Genomic DNA, 18,076 nt, shown 5'->3' on the forward strand with positions numbered 1-18,076 from the left:
TCAGGGTATAAAAATTTAAAAACCTATTTATAGATAGAAATTCATATAAAAAACTGCTATATCAAAGTAGCATGAGGTGTGACTGTGAATTCAATTCGATTGAAAATAAAACGGAGACTACAACGATTTATCGAACTTGATGTAAATGGCCTTCGCAGTTGTATCCTTTCCAAGTTCCTTGATGTAAAAGAAGCTACTGTAGATGAATTACATGCAGCCATTAAAAAGAATTATGATATCTCGCGTAGTGCAGTTGCATCAATGGTAGGATACATTTATTCAAAACTTGGTGTTCTGAGGTCCTACAAAGAATCCTATAAAACACCAATCGTCTATTCTCTGAAAGAACAATATGTTGATCTTATCAGAAATGCCCTGGAATCAAAAGTATCGTCTTCAGTAACCTGATTTTATCTGAACAATATGTCAATAGTCAAAAACGCACCAAGAACATCCACGACAATAGTGATACGTTCCGATGCAAATGCCCGCATCACTCATTCGAGAGACCCTTATTACAATCTTATGCGACGACTTTTCCAGGAAGAAGAAACTGCTGTCAGAGGGCAGAGATTCCTGATAATGGTCGAAGAACGCCAGAAAAGTGGCGATCCCATTAAGACAAGTGAGTGGGAAAAAATGCTTGAAGAGCTTGAAATAGGCCGAGCTTCCTTCTATGCCATGCGTAACAAGTTGCTTGGTGCCGGATTGATATCAAATCGTAACGGGGAGTATCGACTTTCAGGACAGTTCAGTAAAGACCTTATCGACATGGCCGGATGGTGGTGGACTGCAGTTCTTAACGAGAACCCTGATAGTCTATAACAACGTTCAACCGATATCTTAATATGTGACTATTGCAATTAAAGGATGCTTTCATAGAAGCCCGGTAGTGTAGTGGTCAATCATGCAGGACTCTGGATCCCGCAACCTCGGTTCGAATCCGTGCCGGGCTACTAAATTATTTTACATAGTCCTAATAATATCAGATATTTGGCCTGACTTTAAGCATTTTTTATGAGTATTTTATCTTAATAATCTGTTCTCAGTTGCGCCACTGAATGAGCAATATACCCATCTTTTTAATTTATACTAATTCATAACAAATTGTCTGAGGAAATGCTGACCAAGGCAAGCAACTGAACTACTCTGCAATCCGTATGTTGATTAAGAGACTTGTCAAGAAGGCAGGTATCAAGAAGAGAGCTTATAACAATCTTTTCAGGCATTCCCGCAGTACCTGACTGAATCCCAGATAGGCCGGGCGCCATGATTCACCAGACGGTATTAATTGTAAGGCTCTCATGAAATTATAATAGCATTGAAATAATGTTTACAAATAAAAGATAGCAGCAAACCTTGGATTAAAATCCGTTCTGGTTATATGCAAAAAAGGATATGTAGAGATTGCAAGCATTGGGACACTTGCAAACTCTGGGGAGTGGAGTTAAAGAGAGATATTGGGGAATATCTCGGACATATAAGGAAAGAGACGCCTAAAGCGTGGTGGTTTATTAGGTGCCTCATTCTACCTTCTTAATCTAAGCCCAAGAAAGATTTTCTCATATAAAAGTGGTTCCTATCATTGATTTTGCTTTTCCTTTTGAGGGCATTTCGTTATACTTTCATACAGATGTTTACCTCAATAGCTTCAAAAATGTATTTGTAGAGAGATTTTACAATCGTTCCAGAAAATACAAAGTCATTAAAATATCGTCTGTGAATTTAATATATAGTAGTTCGTACAGTTAAGAACAGTTCTGTTTATATACAAATATGAACTATTATAGGTTGCGAGCATGGGTCGCTCGCAAGTTTTAGACCGAAATTTACGGGATATGGGGATATCCCGGATTCGTAAGGAAAGAGGCACCATAAGCGTGGTGGTTTATTAGGTGCCTCATCCTTTCTTCTTAATCTGGTTCAAAATGGTTTTTCTCTTACAAGTGTCCTTGTAATTGAAAATATTTTCCTGGCTAGAATATTGTTGGAGTTCTGTGATTGGTGTTGAATCTTTCAGGTAGTATTCAAAGAGTTCTTTTCCCCAGTCAAGAGCAGATTTAGAGGAGCATATGTGGTGTTTGTTATCGAAATCTCCCTCTTTGTTCAACAGACTCAGCAAGAGATAGTTGTCATTAAATGCAAAGGACAGAAATTCTAGCTGGCCTGGATATTCATATGCATGAAACAGGTAATTCTCAAGAAGACCTTTAAACTCTTCATGATGCTGAGTTACCAGTTTATCGTGTAATTCTGGGGTGATTATTGTATAGATGCTTACTTTATTCTGAATAAGTTCAGAGAACAAAATTTGAAAATTTGGATGGAAGAACGTAGTAACTCCGAAAAGGGATTTAGACCTTGTGGATGCTTCCTGAAATCTGGTAAGTAGATAATGTATCTCCCCAAAAGGAGGGTTGACAGTATCACATTTACCAAGCTCTTTTATTTGCTGCAAAAGATAAGAGGGGATAAAATCAAGTTTGCGAGATCCCCAGTAATCAATATCTGAATCGAATACCTCAATAGTGTTTGATAAGGGGACCATTTTCTCAACTATTAATTCTCCGATTTTGGTTAACATGTAGGAATCGTCTATTTTAGATACGAGTTGATGTTCTTCTAGTATTCTGATTTGTGGAAGTAACGATTGCCTGGTGGTATTAAGAGCCCCTAGGATAAACTCCATTTCCTTGGGACCATCCTGTAATAGTAGGAGAGCACTATTTCTTTTATCGGACGCAAATATAACGTCAAGTAATGGTTTCTTCATTATCAGCACGATTCCTAAAACCAACCATCCCTAGTTATAATATTGACATGTTGTATTATTTAAAGCAATCTGAAATTTTGTTGTTGCATGTGCTGAAATGTTAACGGTGTTATGTGAAATTACTGTACAAAAATACATTTTTGCGCATCAGAATTACGCTATTAACTATTTTCATCTTGTAAACGGGACCTCATGTATGGCACGATTACATCGTTTAGCAGAAGAGCTGTACCAAAGCCACCTATTGAGCAACAGATGGCAACTGTGAGCAATGCATGAACGTACTGTGCAAGGAAGTGATTGGAAACGTATAACTGGTTCTGGAACAAGATTATATCGGTAGTGCTTACGTTTAGCATGGGATGGCCCCATCTTTCTGGGTTTTCTCCTTCTCTTCTTCTTCTATATTTCATAATGATCCTGGCACATATCTCAGTGTTCGATCATTTATAATATTCATCCCTTGCACTTACTAAAGCTTTTAAGTTTTTAATTGGGGTAGGGGGTGCAAGTCCACAATCGGGCGCCAGGATATCCACACCATTCTCTATACACATCTTAGCTTCTCTTTTCACCTCGGAGGGTTGTGATGATAAAAGAGTACCAACAGGAGCTACATTACCTATAAGGCAAGCTCTGTCCCCTATAACATCTTTAGCATATTTGAGATCCACTTTTTCTTCAATGCTCAATCCTTCAAATCCTGAATTTGCCATTGAATCTAGAATTGCAGTAGCATCTCCACACATATGCAAGATCATGGGGCCAGACGTATTGCTACACAATTTTTTATATTCTGGTAAGAACAGGGATTCAAAAGAGTCTGGTGGTAACAGATCAGGACCTGCTTCTGAGTCGGGCATACATATCACATCTGCACCTCTTTCAAAAAGAGCATTTGAGTAATCCGTACATACCTCTATCCCAATTTGAACAACTCGTTCTATTATCTCCGGATCAGTAATAGACCACATCAGGTAATTCTTAACACCCAAAATAAATGCAGCTATTGCTGCAGGACCAACCATTCCCGCAATAACAGGTACATCATCCCCTACTCTTTCTCTGACAATTACTGTAGCATCTAGTATTGTGGCAATACGGTCAGATTCTATAAAATTTACGGGAATAGTATATTCTAACGCATCTTCTTTACTCTGACATGGACACTTAAGGACCGCTGGCTGGGAGTCAAGTGTTCCTTCTTTGATAGTACAACCAAGAGTTTGCGCAATAGCAGTTCCATCAAAAGGATATCTTACTGCTTCTAAACCTGCGATCTCGTATCCTCCAATGGCAAGAGTTCCCATCATTTTAGCGTCATAATGTGCATCCGGCCAAAAGGTACCAGTGGCTTCCATCAATTCCACTGTTCCGGTCTGAGTTACTGAACATACTGGCACTTTATCAACATATTTTCCCATCAGAGAATCTAAAAATCTTTGTCTTAGTGATATATCTGTCATAAGATGCCTCTTGGAATAATCATGAAAGTTCAGAAGGTTATAGATATAGGAAGTTAGTCTGCATATAGTAAAATGGTTTTACATGAACACTACTTTAAGCTATCGTCTAACAGATAATACAAAAAGCATATTTTGAAAAGTACTTTTATTTGAAATTTACTGTTTCTGTAGAAATGCTCATAGAGGCATACATCTCAATAACACCAACCACAGAGAATACCGGGTCAACAGAGAACTATTTCTATTATCATGATTTAGTAATGACAGAAAAGAATTAATCTTTTAAAATATTGCAGATTGTGCTGCATGATGTAGGACATAATTCCAACTCTAAATCATAGATGCTGATTTTGATAGTTTTTTACAGAACCAACAATTTTTAAAATAAAAGAGATAAGCAGACGCAGAATGCTATTCCCGTGAACTACCACCCTGTAAATGGAGTGGTGCTCACTTGATCATTCATACCTGCCATATTTTTCTGCAGCGTCTACCATAGCCATTAATTTTATAGGTGGCGCATTGACAGGGAATTCACATCCAGGGGAAAGAATAAATCCCGATGGAGAGTGCATACCTTCGAGTAGATTCTGTCTGCATAGTTCCACTGCTTCATCATAGGAACTGGTTAAGAAAAGTGAAGGGTTGATATTACCACAGATAACATCATGGTCTCCAAAAGCCTTTATCTGATTCTTAATGGATGTTTCCGGACCAAACAGCCAGATATATTTTCCAGACCAAGACAGTTCATCCCTGAGTTTTATGTAATGTTCTATATTCTTATTTTGATTTGCACAGGGGTGCATAAGTACAGCATGTATTCCCAATTCTTTCATGTGCAAATGAACTTTTTTGATGTAGGGATACGCAAATTCTGCGAACGTCTCAGGAGAAATCATAGTATTTGATTCAGACGGGCCACCATCAAATGGCAATAGACTTTCTGCACCATATTTGTCTGCAAAATAATCTAAAGCATTAATGAACATGTCACTCACCTTATCCATAAGTAAGTGTACTGATTTGGGCTCCATGATAAGCCATGTCAGGAATTCAGATGTATCAGCAATAACTGAAGCTGCAGTAAAGCAACTACCGACTTGCACAGTCACTGGCATGCCCATTGCATGACACCTTGCTGCCACCTTATCAGCTTCAAAATATGCTCCAGGCAACATTGTATCAAAATCCGGCACTTCCAGATTTTCAATATCTTCTATCGTTTTTACTGGATGCTTTTTAACATAAGGTGCGCCCTGGCCTTTGCCATAGGGAAAACCTATCTCTCCACCAAATTCCCAGGCTCCACATGATGCGTATCCATACATGGGAGTTTGCTCATAACCATGAAGGCGCATAGAAGCGAACTGAGCTTCGAAACATTTATCCCCATCTGCATAGAAATCACCAAGTGATATGCCAGTAATCTTTGCAGAATATCCTTCCACAAAAGGAACTACTGGCACACGATCCGGTTTTTGTCCAGACATAACAGCCATCATACGTTCTGGCGATGTCATTCTCTGTACCATACATCAATACCTCCACTTAGATACGTAATTCTTATTAAAAGTTATGATACTTTACCAATAAATAGGTATCGAAACATATAAAATAAAAATCAGAACTGGTTAATTCCTTTTAGAACCCAAGTTTGACAGTCAAAAGTAATAAATGTGTTCTTAATTTTGTTTGAATCGGCTAAAATGCAGACAAAACTTATTGAGCTTGATGAACAGGAAACTATCAAACTTCTTGAGGAACATCTCATTACAGGCAGAAAAGGATTTTTCTGTCTGAAAGCAAACAAGAATTTGACACTAGGACAGGCTCTTCAAACATACAGGAAAAAAGACTCAATAGAAAAAATAATCAATTCCCTGAAGAATGAGATTGAGATAAAACCACTGAGATTATGGACGGTGCTAGCATTTATGGAGCCGTGATCATCAGCTTCATTGCACAACTCTTCATATCACTAATGCGATACGAGTTCAATGACCTCAAGCATAAGTCTACAATATTCATCAAAAATAGCTTATTGAATTTGACAGTAACTGTGGATTTCATGAAAGATAGGTCGAAAAAGTATATTTACGCCAACTTTGATGCCATAAGTAGACGGATCGTAGGGTAAAATTGGGCAAAATCGTAGAGTTTAGCTTGAAATTGATTAAACTGTCAAATAGGTTTTCCTGACAAAAACGAAAATTTTAGGTTGGAAGAGAAGACATTCTCTTCATTAAGGAGTGAAAACTGTCAAACTTGGGATTAAACTTAGATTCTACTTAACTGAACACAGAATTGCAATTTATAGTTACATTGAAAATTCAGCCCTGATTGTAAACAGGACCATTGATCAGGGAGCTACCTGTTGTATTGTTCTGCAAAAATATGGATACGTGAATCTATTATAGCACGAAGTTCATCTTTACTTTTGCCATGATCTATACGATATACATATCTCATTGTGAAAAGGATGAGCATCTTGCTCGCGAAATATTGCAGACCCTATGGGCCGTGAACATGGAGAGTTTTTCTTCTTCATCTGATGAGGCCGGGTATATTTCACCTGAACAGCAGATTCATTTCGGTATAAGCCGTTCTGATTGCATGATAGTCCTCCTGACCGAAGAGGGTGCAAGATCTCCACAGGTCAATCAGGAAATAGGTCTTGCAAAAGGAAATAACTGTTTACTGATTCCTCTGGTAGATGAAGGTGTGGAATTGCCTGTCCTGATACGACATGTGCATCCGATCAGATTTTCCGATGACCGCTTCAGTGATGCTCTTGGGAAACTGATCTATGGACTCAGGCAGTTAACCAGACTAGAATGGCTTAAGATAAACTGCCCTCACTGCGAGGAAGAGATGACCCAGTACATGACACCGCAGGAACAGGTCGACAAGGCAATAATAGCAGGTACAGAGCTGGAAACTATATGCAGCTATTGTCAAAATAAGCTTTTCCTGGATCCCCGGACCTTCATGCCGGTTAAATAATCCGGTACCCGGATTCTATATCCCGGCAAAAAGTATTATGCGGCTGCATATAAATAGTGATTCCGGATATTTAATTACGTTTTCCGTAACGTTATGATGGAAGTACTATGACTGAAAATTCAATAGATGAATTGTCAAAATGGATTATAAGTGTTAATCGTCGCCTTATATTATTTGAGTATCTGAAAAAGCACACTATAGCTAAAGCTTCCGATATCGCACATGAAAGAGATAGGTCCATCCAGAATATCAGCCGTGCTCTGAAAGAATTTGAGAACAGGGGGTTGATAGAATGTCTTACTCCCGACAAGACCACATGGAAAAGTATATACTTACGGATACGGGCAGGAAGGTCCTTGAAAGAATGAATGAAAAATATTTGTAGTTACTCACCGGAGGCAAGCACAAATGATAAACCAAAGTTTTACACTTCTGTTTCCAGCTCCTTATAACCATTTACAAGACCAAGATTTGCCCTTATAACAGAACTTTTGAACTCTGCCAGTTCATTGGTCAGATCCCCAAGCTGCAGTACTTTATCCTGTTCAGTGACAGTTGCACCATCAGGTACTACTTTTCCACCAGGGACATTTACCTTTCTCACTGTGGCATTGTGGAGTATCAGGACATCATCACCAATCTTACAGTCAAAGACAACAGCTCCGAAACCCACAAAGCATCCCTTTCCGATTACGCAGGGCCCATGTATAATGCAACCATGTGCAAGGGAAGTATTATTTCCTATTGAAACTTTCGAATCTGTAAGTCCGTGAATGATCACATTATCCTGTACATTACAGTTTTCCTCTATGACTATAGACGAGCCCGGCTCATCTGCCCGAATGACTGCATTATGTGCCACGTACACATTATCACCTATTTTTACGTCTCCCACAATTATTGCGGTCTCCGATATACATGCGGTATTACTTATTTGAGGCTGTTGTTTCTGTGGATTTTGAAAGATCATTTTAATCACCATTCTTCAGGAAACATGAGTGTTGATTGCCAATGGACGACCAGTCATCTCTGTTTATTACATTTGTTATATGAGAAAATATGACAATTTATTTAAGTTTATTGATAGCATCTGTGAGACCTCCATAATATGCAATGTCAAAAAAAATAATAAGCAGAATGATAAGTATGGTTTAAGTAGGAGGAATAATGATTATTCATTAAGCGAAAGGGGGTATCCGGAGTTTACGACAAAGCTATGAAACTTGATCAGGATTATGGTACTGATGATCTTAAGGAAAAACTACTTGATAGCGGATATGAAACAGCTACATTTGCTGCAGGTAGTTTCTGGAGAGCAGAGGCTATATTCAGGCGAGTGTCCGGTGTTATTGCCACTTCTGTGGGTTTTATAGGCGGGTCAGTGAAATACCCTACTTACCAGCAGGTAAGCACCGGGGATACAGGGCATGTTGAAGCTGTCCAGATTATATTTGACCCGCATATCGTACCCTACGAAAAACTCCTGGAACTTTTCTGGGAATTGCATAACCCAACCATTTCCGGGCAAGAGGGACCGGAAGTCCCGAGCCAGTACAGGTCCGTTATTTTCTATCACAATGAAAGACAGCATGATATTGCAATTGCTTCTAAAAATGAGCAAGCGAGCTCAGGCAAATTTAAAAGAAGCATAGCTACTGAAATACTTCCTGCAACACGATTCTATAAAGCAAGGGAATATCATCAGCAGTATTATGAGAAAATGGATGGCGGGAAAAAACTTCTTTAACTTATTTTGTGGAATTCTTCCTGACTGCTATTTTCAATATAAATTCGCATAATAATTTTCTTCCCTTTGAACCGGATATTCTGTTCCTGTTATTTTCTCTATCTCAAGTCCCAGAGAATCCAGAAGACCGGTCAGTTCCCAGTTACTTAACTTCAGACCTCTTTCACTGGCAACTTTCCTTGCTGCCGAAGGCATTTCAATGATCTTTTCATATATACCCATTCTTTTGGCATTTTCAAACATCAATGAGCCTGCTTCTGAATCCCTGCCATCTTTGTTTTCAATCTCCATGCCGAGTTGGCGTAGTATCTCACTGTATGTCCACTTCTCCAAATGCATCTTGCCTCTGAGTACATCATATCTTGTCTTATCGCACAGTTTGATCATAGGTACGAGTAAGTTCGCCTCTTTAGTCAAAATGAGCATTACCTTGCCAGAATCATCATTCTTTTCAGACATGTAAATTCCCCCTGAAAGTATTTTGTATAATCTGGTATAACTATATTTTGGAAAAAACGCAATTTTGATACATCGATCACATCGACCACATCGATTAATATCGATCACTTACGAACGCGATAAAACAAGGTCCATGAGAAGTTCTTTGCTTTCTTAACGTCAGATCATTAAACCGGCTCGGACTGAGCCACAGTTATTCTTATGCAGGTTTTTTTGCATTGAGGTTGTAAAGTAGTAATGCAGTAAGTAATTACACTGACCTGAGAAGACGGAAACCAAGAGAATAGTAGCCGTAATTAGGGTGAAAGCTGCTGCGACAGGCCGACCGGCATTTTCCGGCATAGTTGACCCATCCACCGCCACGCAGGACCAGGCCGGAGATGTTACCGGCTACCCGTGCACTGCGATCAGCCGGAGCAGCTTGGTGAGTTTTATGGTATTTGTCCTGACACCATTCCCATACATTACCATGCATATCATATAATCCCCATGGATTCGGCTTTTTTTGACCTGCCGGATGGGTCCTGTGTTCCGAGTTTTCATAATACCAGGCATACTCACCCAATTCGGATTCAGCATCTCCAAAAGAATACTTCGTGGTTGTGCCCGCTCTGCAGGCATATTCCCACTCGGCTCCCGATGGAAGACGATACCTATCAGTGCCTTCCCTTGTGTTGAGGCTCTTTACAAACTCCTGCACATCATACCAGGAAACGCATTCAACAGGTAGTTCGTCTCCTTCAAAACATGAAGGGTCATTGTCAATCAGAGCCTTCCACTCTCTCTGAGTAACCGGATACTTTCCCAGGTAGAACGGTTTTGTGACAATCACTTTATGGATCGACCTTCGATTACTATGTTCTGAACCTGTCTGGAACTCACCAGCAGGGATAAGCACGAACTCCATATCAATGGAATTTTTTATAGATGCAGGCTTTTTCTCATCTGCTTCTTCGTGCTCTTTCCGAAGACGCCCATCTCTAATGCGCTTTCTCTCAGTATCATCCATTCCTTTACCGGCCATGATATTTGGTTTGAGATACCTTTTCTGCTTAATGATGATTATATTTAGGCTTTGCATTTATGAGTTGTGGAGATTAGTACTTTAAAGAGAGCGAAGGGCAGATTTTGAGTGATGGGATGTACAATTTCAGTACAAAGGAGGTGAGTGATTTGGTAAGTGGACTTTGATACTTACCATTTTTTTTACTTTATTCCAGTCGATAAAAAGCAGTCAATATGTGCATTTTCAAACAAAATATGTATATATGTTACACATTAAACTATATTATAAAAAGATTTGTTTATGGGTTGTGGCTTGAATGAAGAGATCATTGCTGGATATAGTATTTGCCTCAGAAAAGCGAAAAACCACACTCCTGATATTACAGGAAGGCCCTCAGGAAATGGGTACTCTTCTTGAGTTACTAAAAACAACAAGACAGTCGCTACTTCCCCAGATCAGAATACTTGAGGAACATCATCTGGTCTCACAATTTAATGATACCTATGAATTGACAACTATTGGATCTCTTTTAGTTGACAAGATAGCTCCTCTGTTAAGCACGCTTGAAGTTTTGGACGTTGATATTGATTACTGGGGAACCCATAACTTTGATTTTGTTCCCCCTTATCTGTTGAAAAGAATAAATGATCTGCAAGAATGTGAAATTATAACTCCTTCACTTACGGAATTATATTCCCTGCACAAAACTTACCATGAAACTAAAATAACAGAGTCGATCTATTCAGTTGGTAACCTCTTTTATCCAGATTATCAATCAAGATTCACTGAGATGATAGATAATAAAATCAGTATAAACTACATTATCTCTGAGAATTTGTTCAATAAAGTCAGAACTGAATCCACTGAACACTTTAAGCTTTTCATCAAAAGTGGTTATTTTAATCTATACGTTTACAATAAAAAAATGAACTTCCTGTTCTTTACATTTGATGATTTCCATATTGTCATAAACCCAATAAAGAATGATGGGGATCTTGATAATAAATATCTACTGTGTAGTACAGAAAATGCGCTTAAATGGGGAAAAGATCTTTTTGACTATTACCTCAAGGATTCAAAACCAATCAACAAAATCTGATCAAGATTTAATCTCTCAATTCTTTTTATTCAGTTTCTGGTATCAGGATGCCGAATCGCTGGTTAAATATCATCGTGGCCGTGGTCTTTGCTGTCATATGGTCCTTTAGCGTAATTGAAGCTATACAGTCTGCATACTGGGGCGGTGCACTAATCACACTTTCAGCAGTCGTAGCTTCAGCACTGATCATATGGTATGCATGGAAGCACCGTACAGTAAATGGATGAAAAGAGAATTCTTTATCATAAACAATCTGTAATATGGAGTTGTGCCTTGTTACTGAAGATTAGGAAATTTGCTCAGTATCATGTTGAGAAAATAAAAAAATCTTGATTTTAGTAAACCAGCTTATGCTGTTGAAAGGACGGATTTGGAGGAAATCAGGTTAAAGATTCTGAGTATTTCCTATCCTGGATGGAGGGGAATGGGATTTTCAAAGGGAACATTACATTATATGAAGAAAATGCGGCTCTGTAGAAAACCTCGTTTGAATCATATTGACAACCTTGGCACACCTGCCAAGGTTGTTTACTATTAGTTTTATTTTAATCTCTTTTACCTGATTCCGGTACTTTCTGGCCTTTAACTCCTCACCATATTTCCTTTTGAGCACTGAAAACATAGTTTCAACTAGGCTTCTGTTATGGTAATCTTGGAATACTTACAACTGTATATCTGCAAATGTGAGTTTCCTGATGCAGCTAGCGCTGCATCAACAAACTTTAAGTACTTGTTACTCTACCATCAAATCGAAGATTTAATGGAAGTTCCAGATTTCCAATCTGGAACGAAGCACTAAACATCCCCTTTGTGTTTTCCGTAGCAAGTAACACTTTGGGTTTTAATCTTTTTAAACAATTACAGAATAAATAAAATAGGAAATAGGTTTTCTACAGAGCCACAAATAGCAAATTATAAATATGAGAGACTTAAGGTTTAGCTCTTCAAATTTTAAAATTAGAATATTAATTTTTTGTTAATCAACTTATGCATATAGAAAATTATAAATATGAGAAGTTAAAGCTTTTAACTCATCAAATTCTAAGAACGATTATATTAATTGATTAGATGCAATTTGATTTAGTTGTAATGAACAACCAATAATTATATTAGTCAAATGTTCCATTATAAAAAACACAACTTTATCGGATGTATTCTAAATGTATAAACCACTGTGCGATGTTCCAGTCATGTAAAAAAAGAGAAAAGGACTTCTCCTGCATTTACAAGACGAAGCAAAAGACATTGAGTTTCTTCTTAAGTCACTGGAAACAACAAGGTAAGCACTACTTCCACAAATAACGCTTCTAGAGGAAAAAATGTTACAGCATAATAAACAAATTTTATAGGATGTATTGTAAATGCATAAACCACTGTGCGATGTTCTGGTCATGTCAGAAAAGAGAAAAAATATGCTTCTACATTTACAGGATGGCAAGCAAGAAATGGAGTTTCTTCTTAAGTCATTAAAAACAACAAGGCAAGCATTACTTCCACAAATAAAGATCCTAGAGGAAAATCATCTTGTTAACCATTATGAAGATATCTATGAACTAACAACTATTGGAAAACTGGTAGTTGATAATATAGTCCCTCTATTAAACACTCTTGAAGTTTTTGAGACTGATATTGATTACTGGGGGACTCACGATATTAGTTTCATTCCACCAAAGCTTTTTAATGAAATATATAAAATCAGAAAGCTCGAGGTGGTAAACCCTTCTATTACTGATATTTATAGACTCAACGAAAAAGTCTGGAAGACATCTTCAATATCGAAATCTCACCGCGGAGTAATAACTTTTTTCCATCCATCATTCCATATACTTTTATCAGATCTCATATCAAATAATGTGGAAACATATTTAATAATGCCTCCAGATGTTATTGACACTTTTAAATCAGAAAACTCGGGTCAACTTGAGAAGTTTATGGAAAGCGGAATATTCCATTTATTTGTATACAACCAGGATCTTAAAGTAACTGGTATTGCCTGTAATGATTACTACTTTTTTATGAGACAATTTAAAACAAATGGTGAGTTTGATGTTAAATATGTTCTCAGTGATGATAAAGATGCATTAGAATGGGGAAAAGAACTTTTTGAGTATTACCTGGAGGACTCTATACCAATAACTGACATTTAACTTTTAAAATTATAATTGTATCAGGTAAAACACGTTAGATTTTAACAGTTAAATTTTTCCATGATTTAAATTCGGTTGTGTATATTCATCGCAAAACATCGTACACTTTTTCTTAGTTGTATATATCCCAAAAAACGCATGCGAGGGGAGGGATTTGAACCCTCGAAATCCTTCGATACTGGATCTTAAGTCCAGCGCCTTTGACCAGCTGGGCAACCCTCGCAATAAAGAGCATACTGTTGTCAGTATGTTTTGAACACCTGATAAATACAATTAAGTTACTTAAGCCTTATTATAGCAATTATGAAGATAAGATTTCTTGGAACAGGAGTCGGGATACCCCAGGCTGGGCGAGTACAGTCCGGGCTTATAATGGAGATGATTGGAAAGCCGGTGCTATTCGATTGCGGCTGTGGTGTTCTCGGGCGAATCGCGGAGGCGGGGTATACACATACGGACATTGAGAACATTGTGCTGACACATCTGCATCTTGACCATGTGGGAGATGTGCTTGCACTGCTCAAGGCAAACTGGCTGAAGGGTAAGACGAAGATGCGCATTTTCGGGCCGCAGGGGACGCAGGAATGGTTTGGCAAAGTAATAGATACCTATGATTACCTTCAGGGGAGATTTGAAGTTGAGATTACCGAACTTGCAGGAGGCGAGACATTCACTCCCAAAGGAACCGATTGTAATATCAGCTGCATACCAACCGTTCACAGCACACCTTCACTGGCATATCGTGTGGAATGCGGGAAAAAGATAGTGGTCTACACAGGTGACACCGAACCATCAAAACCTGTATTCGAGTTCTCCCGGGAAGCCGATGTCATGATACACGAATGCTCCTTTCCGCTGGGTTTTGAAACAGACAACCACACCACACCGGACATGTTCACCGATGTGCTTAAGCAGACCCCGCTGTATGTGAAAATTCTGTACTTTATCCACCTCTACCCCCATATGCAGGGGCACGAGCAGGAAGCAATGGATCACGTAAGTCAATACTTTAGCAATGAAGTGAGGATAGCCTCGGACCTGCTGGAAATTGTGGTCTGAGAAAGCAGCACAAAGCTAAAAGGCAACAACTTATAGTGTCCTTGCAACCTTCTCTTTTTATGTTAACTCATTGAGAATGTTAATTTTAACGCGGGTCTGATATTGACGCTCTTTTCCAATTCAGGCCAGATGAATTTGATCCGGACAGACACTCTGCAGGGCCGATATGAACTGGCGGACACACACGAACTGGATAAACCTTAGTCGAAAGTCTTTTGTAATTTCCCTGTCTGCCAATAGTATAGATTACAGGAGTTATCTATGGACGGAGTTCCCAGTTCCCCTATAAATTCACATGTCTTTTATGTATCGGCAGTCCTGGTACTGTTCTTTGTGGCCCTGGGAGTTCTTTTGACGGAAGAGCTATCAGTTGCTTTCACAACTCTCCAGGATATAATAGTCGATAATCTGGGCTGGTTCTACATTATTTCGGTAGCATTTTTCCTTGGATTTGTGATCTGGCTCTACTTCAGCCCTTATGGGACCATACGCCTGGGTAAAGAATCTGACAGGCCTGAATACAAAGACACGACATGGTTTGCAATGCTTTTCAGTGCAGGTATGGGTATCGGTCTTCTCTTTTACAGTGTTGCCGAGCCCATTATTCATTTCTCCTCACCCAGGGAAACCGCACCCGGTACCGTTGAAGCAGCAGTTGAAGCCATGAATATCACCTTTTTCCACTGGGGGCTACATGCCTGGGCCATTTACATTGTAGTGGGTCTTTCACTTGCGTATTTTTCCTACAGGCACGATATGCCGCTTACCATTCGCTCTACAATGTATCCGATATTCGGCGACAGGATATATGGCATACACGGTGATATAGTGGAAGTGCTGGCAATATTCGGTACACTGTTCGGAGTTGCCACTTCACTTGGCCTGGGTGTGATGCAGATTAATGCCGGCATGGATTACCTTGGCCTGATGTCGGTATCCGTGAATAACCAGATAATTCTCATTGTATTCATAACCCTGGCAGCTACCATTTCAGTAGCATCCGGACTTGATCGGGGCATACGCCTGTTAAGCCAGATGAACATTCTTCTCGGGCTTACACTTGTCATCTTTGTTTTTATAATGGGTCCCTCGGTATTTCTTTTAAGCTCTTATGTACAGAGCATAGGTTATTATCTGCAACATATTGTTACTCTAACGTTCCAGACAGATGCTTTTACCGGTGTTCAGTGGCAGAAGATGTGGACCATGTTCTACTGGGGCTGGTGGATCTCGTGGTCTCCTTTTGTAGGCATGTTCATTGCCCGTATATCCCGTGGCCGCACAATTCGTGAGTTTATCCGGGGTGTTCTGCTTGCTCCTGTGATAATCACCTTCATATGGATAGTTGTCTTCGGCAACACAGCAATACATATGGAAGTTTTCGGTAATGGAGGGATAGTCCAGGCAGTGGAGACAAGCATCCCCACAGCGCTTTATGTTCTGCTGGATAAATTACCGGGTTCCATACTAAGTTCAGCTCTTGCCACCATCGTTGTCATGACCTTTTTTGTAACATCTTCCGATTCGGGTTCCCTTGTAATATCCATACTCTCTTCCGGAGGCAATCCCCGGCCCGCTGTTGCGCTAAGGCTTTTCTGGTCGCTTCTACAGGGCGCGGTTGCTGCTGTTCTTTTGTTAACAGGGGGCCTTGTAGGCTTGCAGACCGCTGCACTTACAACCTCTCTGCCCTTCTGTATCGTGCTCATCCTGATGTGTTACAGTATCTATAAGGGGCTGAAAGCTGATACTAGAGATCACAGGACTCCAGGACCGGAAGAAATGTTACCGGAACATACATCAAACAACAAAGCCAAAACATTAGTGAGTGAACTATTCAGTGGTGAGAAGAGATGAGTGGGTGGAAAAGAAAACTACGTGAGATCTTCCGGTCGGAAAATGATGATTCAGAACTTCGTACAGTTCGGGAGATGCATGTTAAATTCGCAGAGCTCAATATGCGGGATTTCTTCAGGCATGTGGTCTTTCCGGCCTATGATGACCTGAAAGAAGAAATTGAAAAACACGGGCGGACCGTTGTGATCGATGTTGATGATACCGGCTTGAATTCTGCTTCCCTGATAGTGTATGCTCCTTCTGATACCAAACCCGATGGACAGGTGGAAGAGTTCTACTTTGAGATACAGGGCAGAGCTTATCAGAAAGCAGGTTTTGCTTTCCCTGAACATGCTGATGAGAGCCAGCCAAGAAAGCCCAAAGTGGAAATACTACTCAGAAGTGGTAGTATCAGTGAATATGACATAAACGATCTTTCCAGGGACGATATCGTCGAGATTTTTGTTAATGAATATGCTAAATGGATCAATTATTGATGATAAAAGGGCAGCAGGGGAAGCACAAGTCCACAAGTTACACAGTCTCTTCTTCAGTTACCGTCAGTAAAAATTATTCTTTATTTTCAAGATCATCATACTGTTTTTATTTTTGGCTATAGATTACAACTTATAGGACAGGATATTGAGAATTATATTAAAAAGTAAACCACCTGATAAGAAAATTACCGGCAGAGTGACCGGTTCAGTTCCTGGAAAGGGCTTCCAGAACTGCCTCGCCGAATTTCTCTGCACATTTTGGATCACGGCCGGTAACTACATTATCTGAAATTATGACATCCTCATCTTCATATACCGCCTTGCAATTCTTGAGTTCCTTGATGCAGGCAGCATCCTTGAACACCGTAGCCCTTCTGTCCTTGAGAATTCCGGCCTTTGCCAGGACAACAGGAGATATACAGATGGCTGCAACTACTTTTTCATGTTCGATAGCATTCCTTACAAGCTCATGGAGCTTCTCATTGGACCAGAGATACTCCCTTGAACCACCACCGCCTGCTATAACAATGGCATCATAGTTCGCTGCTATCGCATCATCTATACTTATATCAGGTTTAATTTTTCTGCCAAGAGTACCTTCGGCATCCTCTGTGCTGTTGCTTGCTACGGTAACGTCGATATACATATCCTCAAATATCTCTCTTGGTTCGAAGAACTCCTCATCCCTGAAATTGCGCTGTGCTACAACCATTAGGATCTTTTTATCCTCTAAATCTGCTGAACTCATATTATCACTCGATATTAAATTAATCTGTAACTGTCTTCGGTCCTGTCTTCCACTTTATACAACAGTCGCCATTATTAGTGTTCAAGAAATAGATTTATTTTCTGCTACTTATACGTAACGCGTTTAGATAAACAGAAGGAAGGCGTGGATTTTGATCAGGTGGTTTCGGAAGCTCCCGATCTATATATCTCAATTGAAACTTGCTATCGATATCTTGCAGACTGCCGGTATCTAAA

19 protein-coding genes, 2 tRNA genes and 2 pseudogenes are annotated in these 18,076 nt (G+C 39.5%); 13 read left to right on the plus strand and 10 right to left on the minus strand.

Annotated elements, in window-relative coordinates:
• The first annotated feature begins 84 nt into the window (after positions 1–84).
• The 3 genes from CUN85_RS05820 to CUN85_RS05830 all read left to right on the plus strand — a co-directional run bounded on the left by CUN85_RS05820 (position 85) and on the right by CUN85_RS05830 (position 956).
• Positions 85–408 (plus strand): DUF2551 domain-containing protein, encoded by a 324-nt coding sequence (locus tag CUN85_RS05820; RefSeq protein ID WP_135389397.1) that lies wholly within the window; start codon positions 85–87, stop codon positions 406–408.
• Positions 409–423: 15 nt separating this feature from the next.
• On the plus strand, positions 424–825 hold the full coding sequence (locus CUN85_RS05825) for a hypothetical protein (protein ID WP_135389398.1): 402 nt from the start codon (positions 424–426) through the stop codon (positions 823–825).
• Positions 826–883: 58 nt separating this feature from the next.
• Positions 884–956 (plus strand) — tRNA-Gln (locus CUN85_RS05830).
• A gap of 944 nt (positions 957–1,900) precedes the next feature.
• Here CUN85_RS05830 and CUN85_RS05835 read toward each other — a convergent pair.
• The 4 genes from CUN85_RS05835 to CUN85_RS05850 all read right to left on the minus strand — a co-directional run bounded on the left by CUN85_RS05835 (position 1,901) and on the right by CUN85_RS05850 (position 5,774).
• Positions 1,901–2,773, minus strand: a complete 873-nt coding sequence (locus CUN85_RS05835) for a helix-turn-helix transcriptional regulator (RefSeq protein ID WP_135389399.1) — start codon at positions 2,771–2,773, stop codon at positions 1,901–1,903.
• A gap of 161 nt (positions 2,774–2,934) precedes the next feature.
• Positions 2,935–3,186, minus strand: a complete 252-nt coding sequence (locus CUN85_RS05840) for a hypothetical protein (protein ID WP_135389400.1) — start codon at positions 3,184–3,186, stop codon at positions 2,935–2,937.
• A gap of 30 nt (positions 3,187–3,216) precedes the next feature.
• On the minus strand, positions 3,217–4,239 hold the full coding sequence (mtaA, locus tag CUN85_RS05845; RefSeq protein ID WP_135389401.1) for a methylcobamide:CoM methyltransferase MtaA: 1,023 nt from the start codon (positions 4,237–4,239) through the stop codon (positions 3,217–3,219).
• Between the two features lie 458 nt (positions 4,240–4,697).
• The gene (locus CUN85_RS05850; RefSeq protein ID WP_135389402.1) at positions 4,698–5,774 is read right to left on the minus strand and encodes a uroporphyrinogen decarboxylase family protein; all 1,077 of its coding nucleotides are present in this window, start codon (positions 5,772–5,774) and stop codon (positions 4,698–4,700) included.
• A gap of 177 nt (positions 5,775–5,951) precedes the next feature.
• Here CUN85_RS05850 and CUN85_RS05855 point away from each other — a divergent pair.
• From CUN85_RS05855 to CUN85_RS05865, 3 genes and pseudogenes are all read left to right on the plus strand, one after another.
• Positions 5,952–6,379, plus strand: a pseudogene (locus CUN85_RS05855) (IS1634 family transposase); the annotation flags it as partial.
• A gap of 305 nt (positions 6,380–6,684) precedes the next feature.
• A complete protein-coding gene (locus CUN85_RS05860) occupies positions 6,685–7,245 on the plus strand; it encodes a toll/interleukin-1 receptor domain-containing protein (RefSeq protein ID WP_135389403.1) in 561 nt (186 codons plus the stop codon).
• Positions 7,246–7,352: 107 nt separating this feature from the next.
• A complete protein-coding gene (locus CUN85_RS05865; RefSeq protein ID WP_235856218.1) occupies positions 7,353–7,613 on the plus strand; it encodes a sugar-specific transcriptional regulator TrmB in 261 nt (86 codons plus the stop codon).
• Positions 7,614–7,669: 56 nt separating this feature from the next.
• Here the strand turns inward: CUN85_RS05865 and CUN85_RS05870 are convergent, their stop codons facing one another.
• Entirely contained in the window at positions 7,670–8,215 is a 546-nt protein-coding gene (locus CUN85_RS05870; protein WP_135389404.1) for a carbonate dehydratase, read from the minus strand.
• A 246-nt stretch (positions 8,216–8,461) separates the two neighbouring features.
• Here CUN85_RS05870 and msrA point away from each other — a divergent pair, with 246 nt between their 5' ends.
• A complete protein-coding gene (msrA, locus tag CUN85_RS05875; protein WP_135389405.1) occupies positions 8,462–8,992 on the plus strand; it encodes a peptide-methionine (S)-S-oxide reductase MsrA in 531 nt (176 codons plus the stop codon).
• A gap of 33 nt (positions 8,993–9,025) precedes the next feature.
• Here msrA and CUN85_RS05880 read toward each other — a convergent pair whose 3' ends face one another.
• Entirely contained in the window at positions 9,026–9,451 is a 426-nt protein-coding gene (locus CUN85_RS05880) for a hypothetical protein (RefSeq protein WP_135389406.1), read from the minus strand.
• A gap of 250 nt (positions 9,452–9,701) precedes the next feature.
• The gene (locus CUN85_RS05885) at positions 9,702–10,475 is read right to left on the minus strand and encodes a formylglycine-generating enzyme family protein (protein WP_235856219.1); all 774 of its coding nucleotides are present in this window, start codon (positions 10,473–10,475) and stop codon (positions 9,702–9,704) included.
• 298 nt (positions 10,476–10,773) lie between these two features.
• On the opposite strand from CUN85_RS05885, the gene CUN85_RS05890 reads away from it, so the two are divergent.
• Together CUN85_RS05890 and CUN85_RS05895 are read left to right on the plus strand one after the other, a co-directional pair.
• Positions 10,774–11,556, plus strand: a complete 783-nt coding sequence (locus tag CUN85_RS05890) for a helix-turn-helix transcriptional regulator (protein WP_135389407.1) — start codon at positions 10,774–10,776, stop codon at positions 11,554–11,556.
• 47 nt (positions 11,557–11,603) lie between these two features.
• Positions 11,604–11,783: a hypothetical protein gene (locus tag CUN85_RS05895; RefSeq protein WP_135389408.1), complete on the plus strand. Its 180-nt coding sequence runs from the start codon at positions 11,604–11,606 to the stop codon at positions 11,781–11,783.
• A gap of 218 nt (positions 11,784–12,001) precedes the next feature.
• On the opposite strand, the pseudogene CUN85_RS13310 reads toward CUN85_RS05895, so the two are convergent.
• Positions 12,002–12,205, minus strand: a pseudogene (locus CUN85_RS13310) (IS5/IS1182 family transposase); the annotation flags it as partial.
• Positions 12,206–12,947: 742 nt separating this feature from the next.
• Here CUN85_RS13310 and CUN85_RS05905 point away from each other — a divergent pair.
• Positions 12,948–13,703 (plus strand): helix-turn-helix transcriptional regulator, encoded by a 756-nt coding sequence (locus CUN85_RS05905; RefSeq protein WP_235856220.1) that lies wholly within the window; start codon positions 12,948–12,950, stop codon positions 13,701–13,703.
• A gap of 139 nt (positions 13,704–13,842) precedes the next feature.
• Here CUN85_RS05905 and CUN85_RS05910 read toward each other — a convergent pair.
• Positions 13,843–13,926 (minus strand) — tRNA-Leu (locus CUN85_RS05910).
• An 80-nt stretch (positions 13,927–14,006) separates the two neighbouring features.
• Here CUN85_RS05910 and CUN85_RS05915 point away from each other — a divergent pair.
• The 3 genes from CUN85_RS05915 to CUN85_RS05925 all read left to right on the plus strand — a co-directional run bounded on the left by CUN85_RS05915 (position 14,007) and on the right by CUN85_RS05925 (position 17,092).
• Positions 14,007–14,762 (plus strand): MBL fold metallo-hydrolase, encoded by a 756-nt coding sequence (locus CUN85_RS05915; protein WP_135389410.1) that lies wholly within the window; start codon positions 14,007–14,009, stop codon positions 14,760–14,762.
• Positions 14,763–15,023: 261 nt separating this feature from the next.
• Positions 15,024–16,616 (plus strand): BCCT family transporter, encoded by a 1,593-nt coding sequence (locus CUN85_RS05920; protein WP_135389411.1) that lies wholly within the window; start codon positions 15,024–15,026, stop codon positions 16,614–16,616.
• The gene (locus tag CUN85_RS05925) at positions 16,613–17,092 is read left to right on the plus strand and encodes a hypothetical protein (RefSeq protein ID WP_135389412.1); all 480 of its coding nucleotides are present in this window, start codon (positions 16,613–16,615) and stop codon (positions 17,090–17,092) included. Before CUN85_RS05920 ends, CUN85_RS05925 begins: the two co-directional genes overlap by 4 nt.
• Before the next feature lie 205 nt (positions 17,093–17,297).
• Here the strand turns inward: CUN85_RS05925 and CUN85_RS05930 are convergent, their stop codons facing one another.
• A complete protein-coding gene (locus tag CUN85_RS05930; protein ID WP_135389413.1) occupies positions 17,298–17,840 on the minus strand; it encodes a DJ-1/PfpI family protein in 543 nt (180 codons plus the stop codon).
• Positions 17,841–18,076 lie beyond the last annotated feature (236 nt).

The organism is Methanolobus halotolerans (genome assembly GCF_004745425.1).
Taxonomy (GTDB): Archaea; Halobacteriota; Methanosarcinia; order Methanosarcinales; family Methanosarcinaceae; genus Methanolobus; species Methanolobus halotolerans.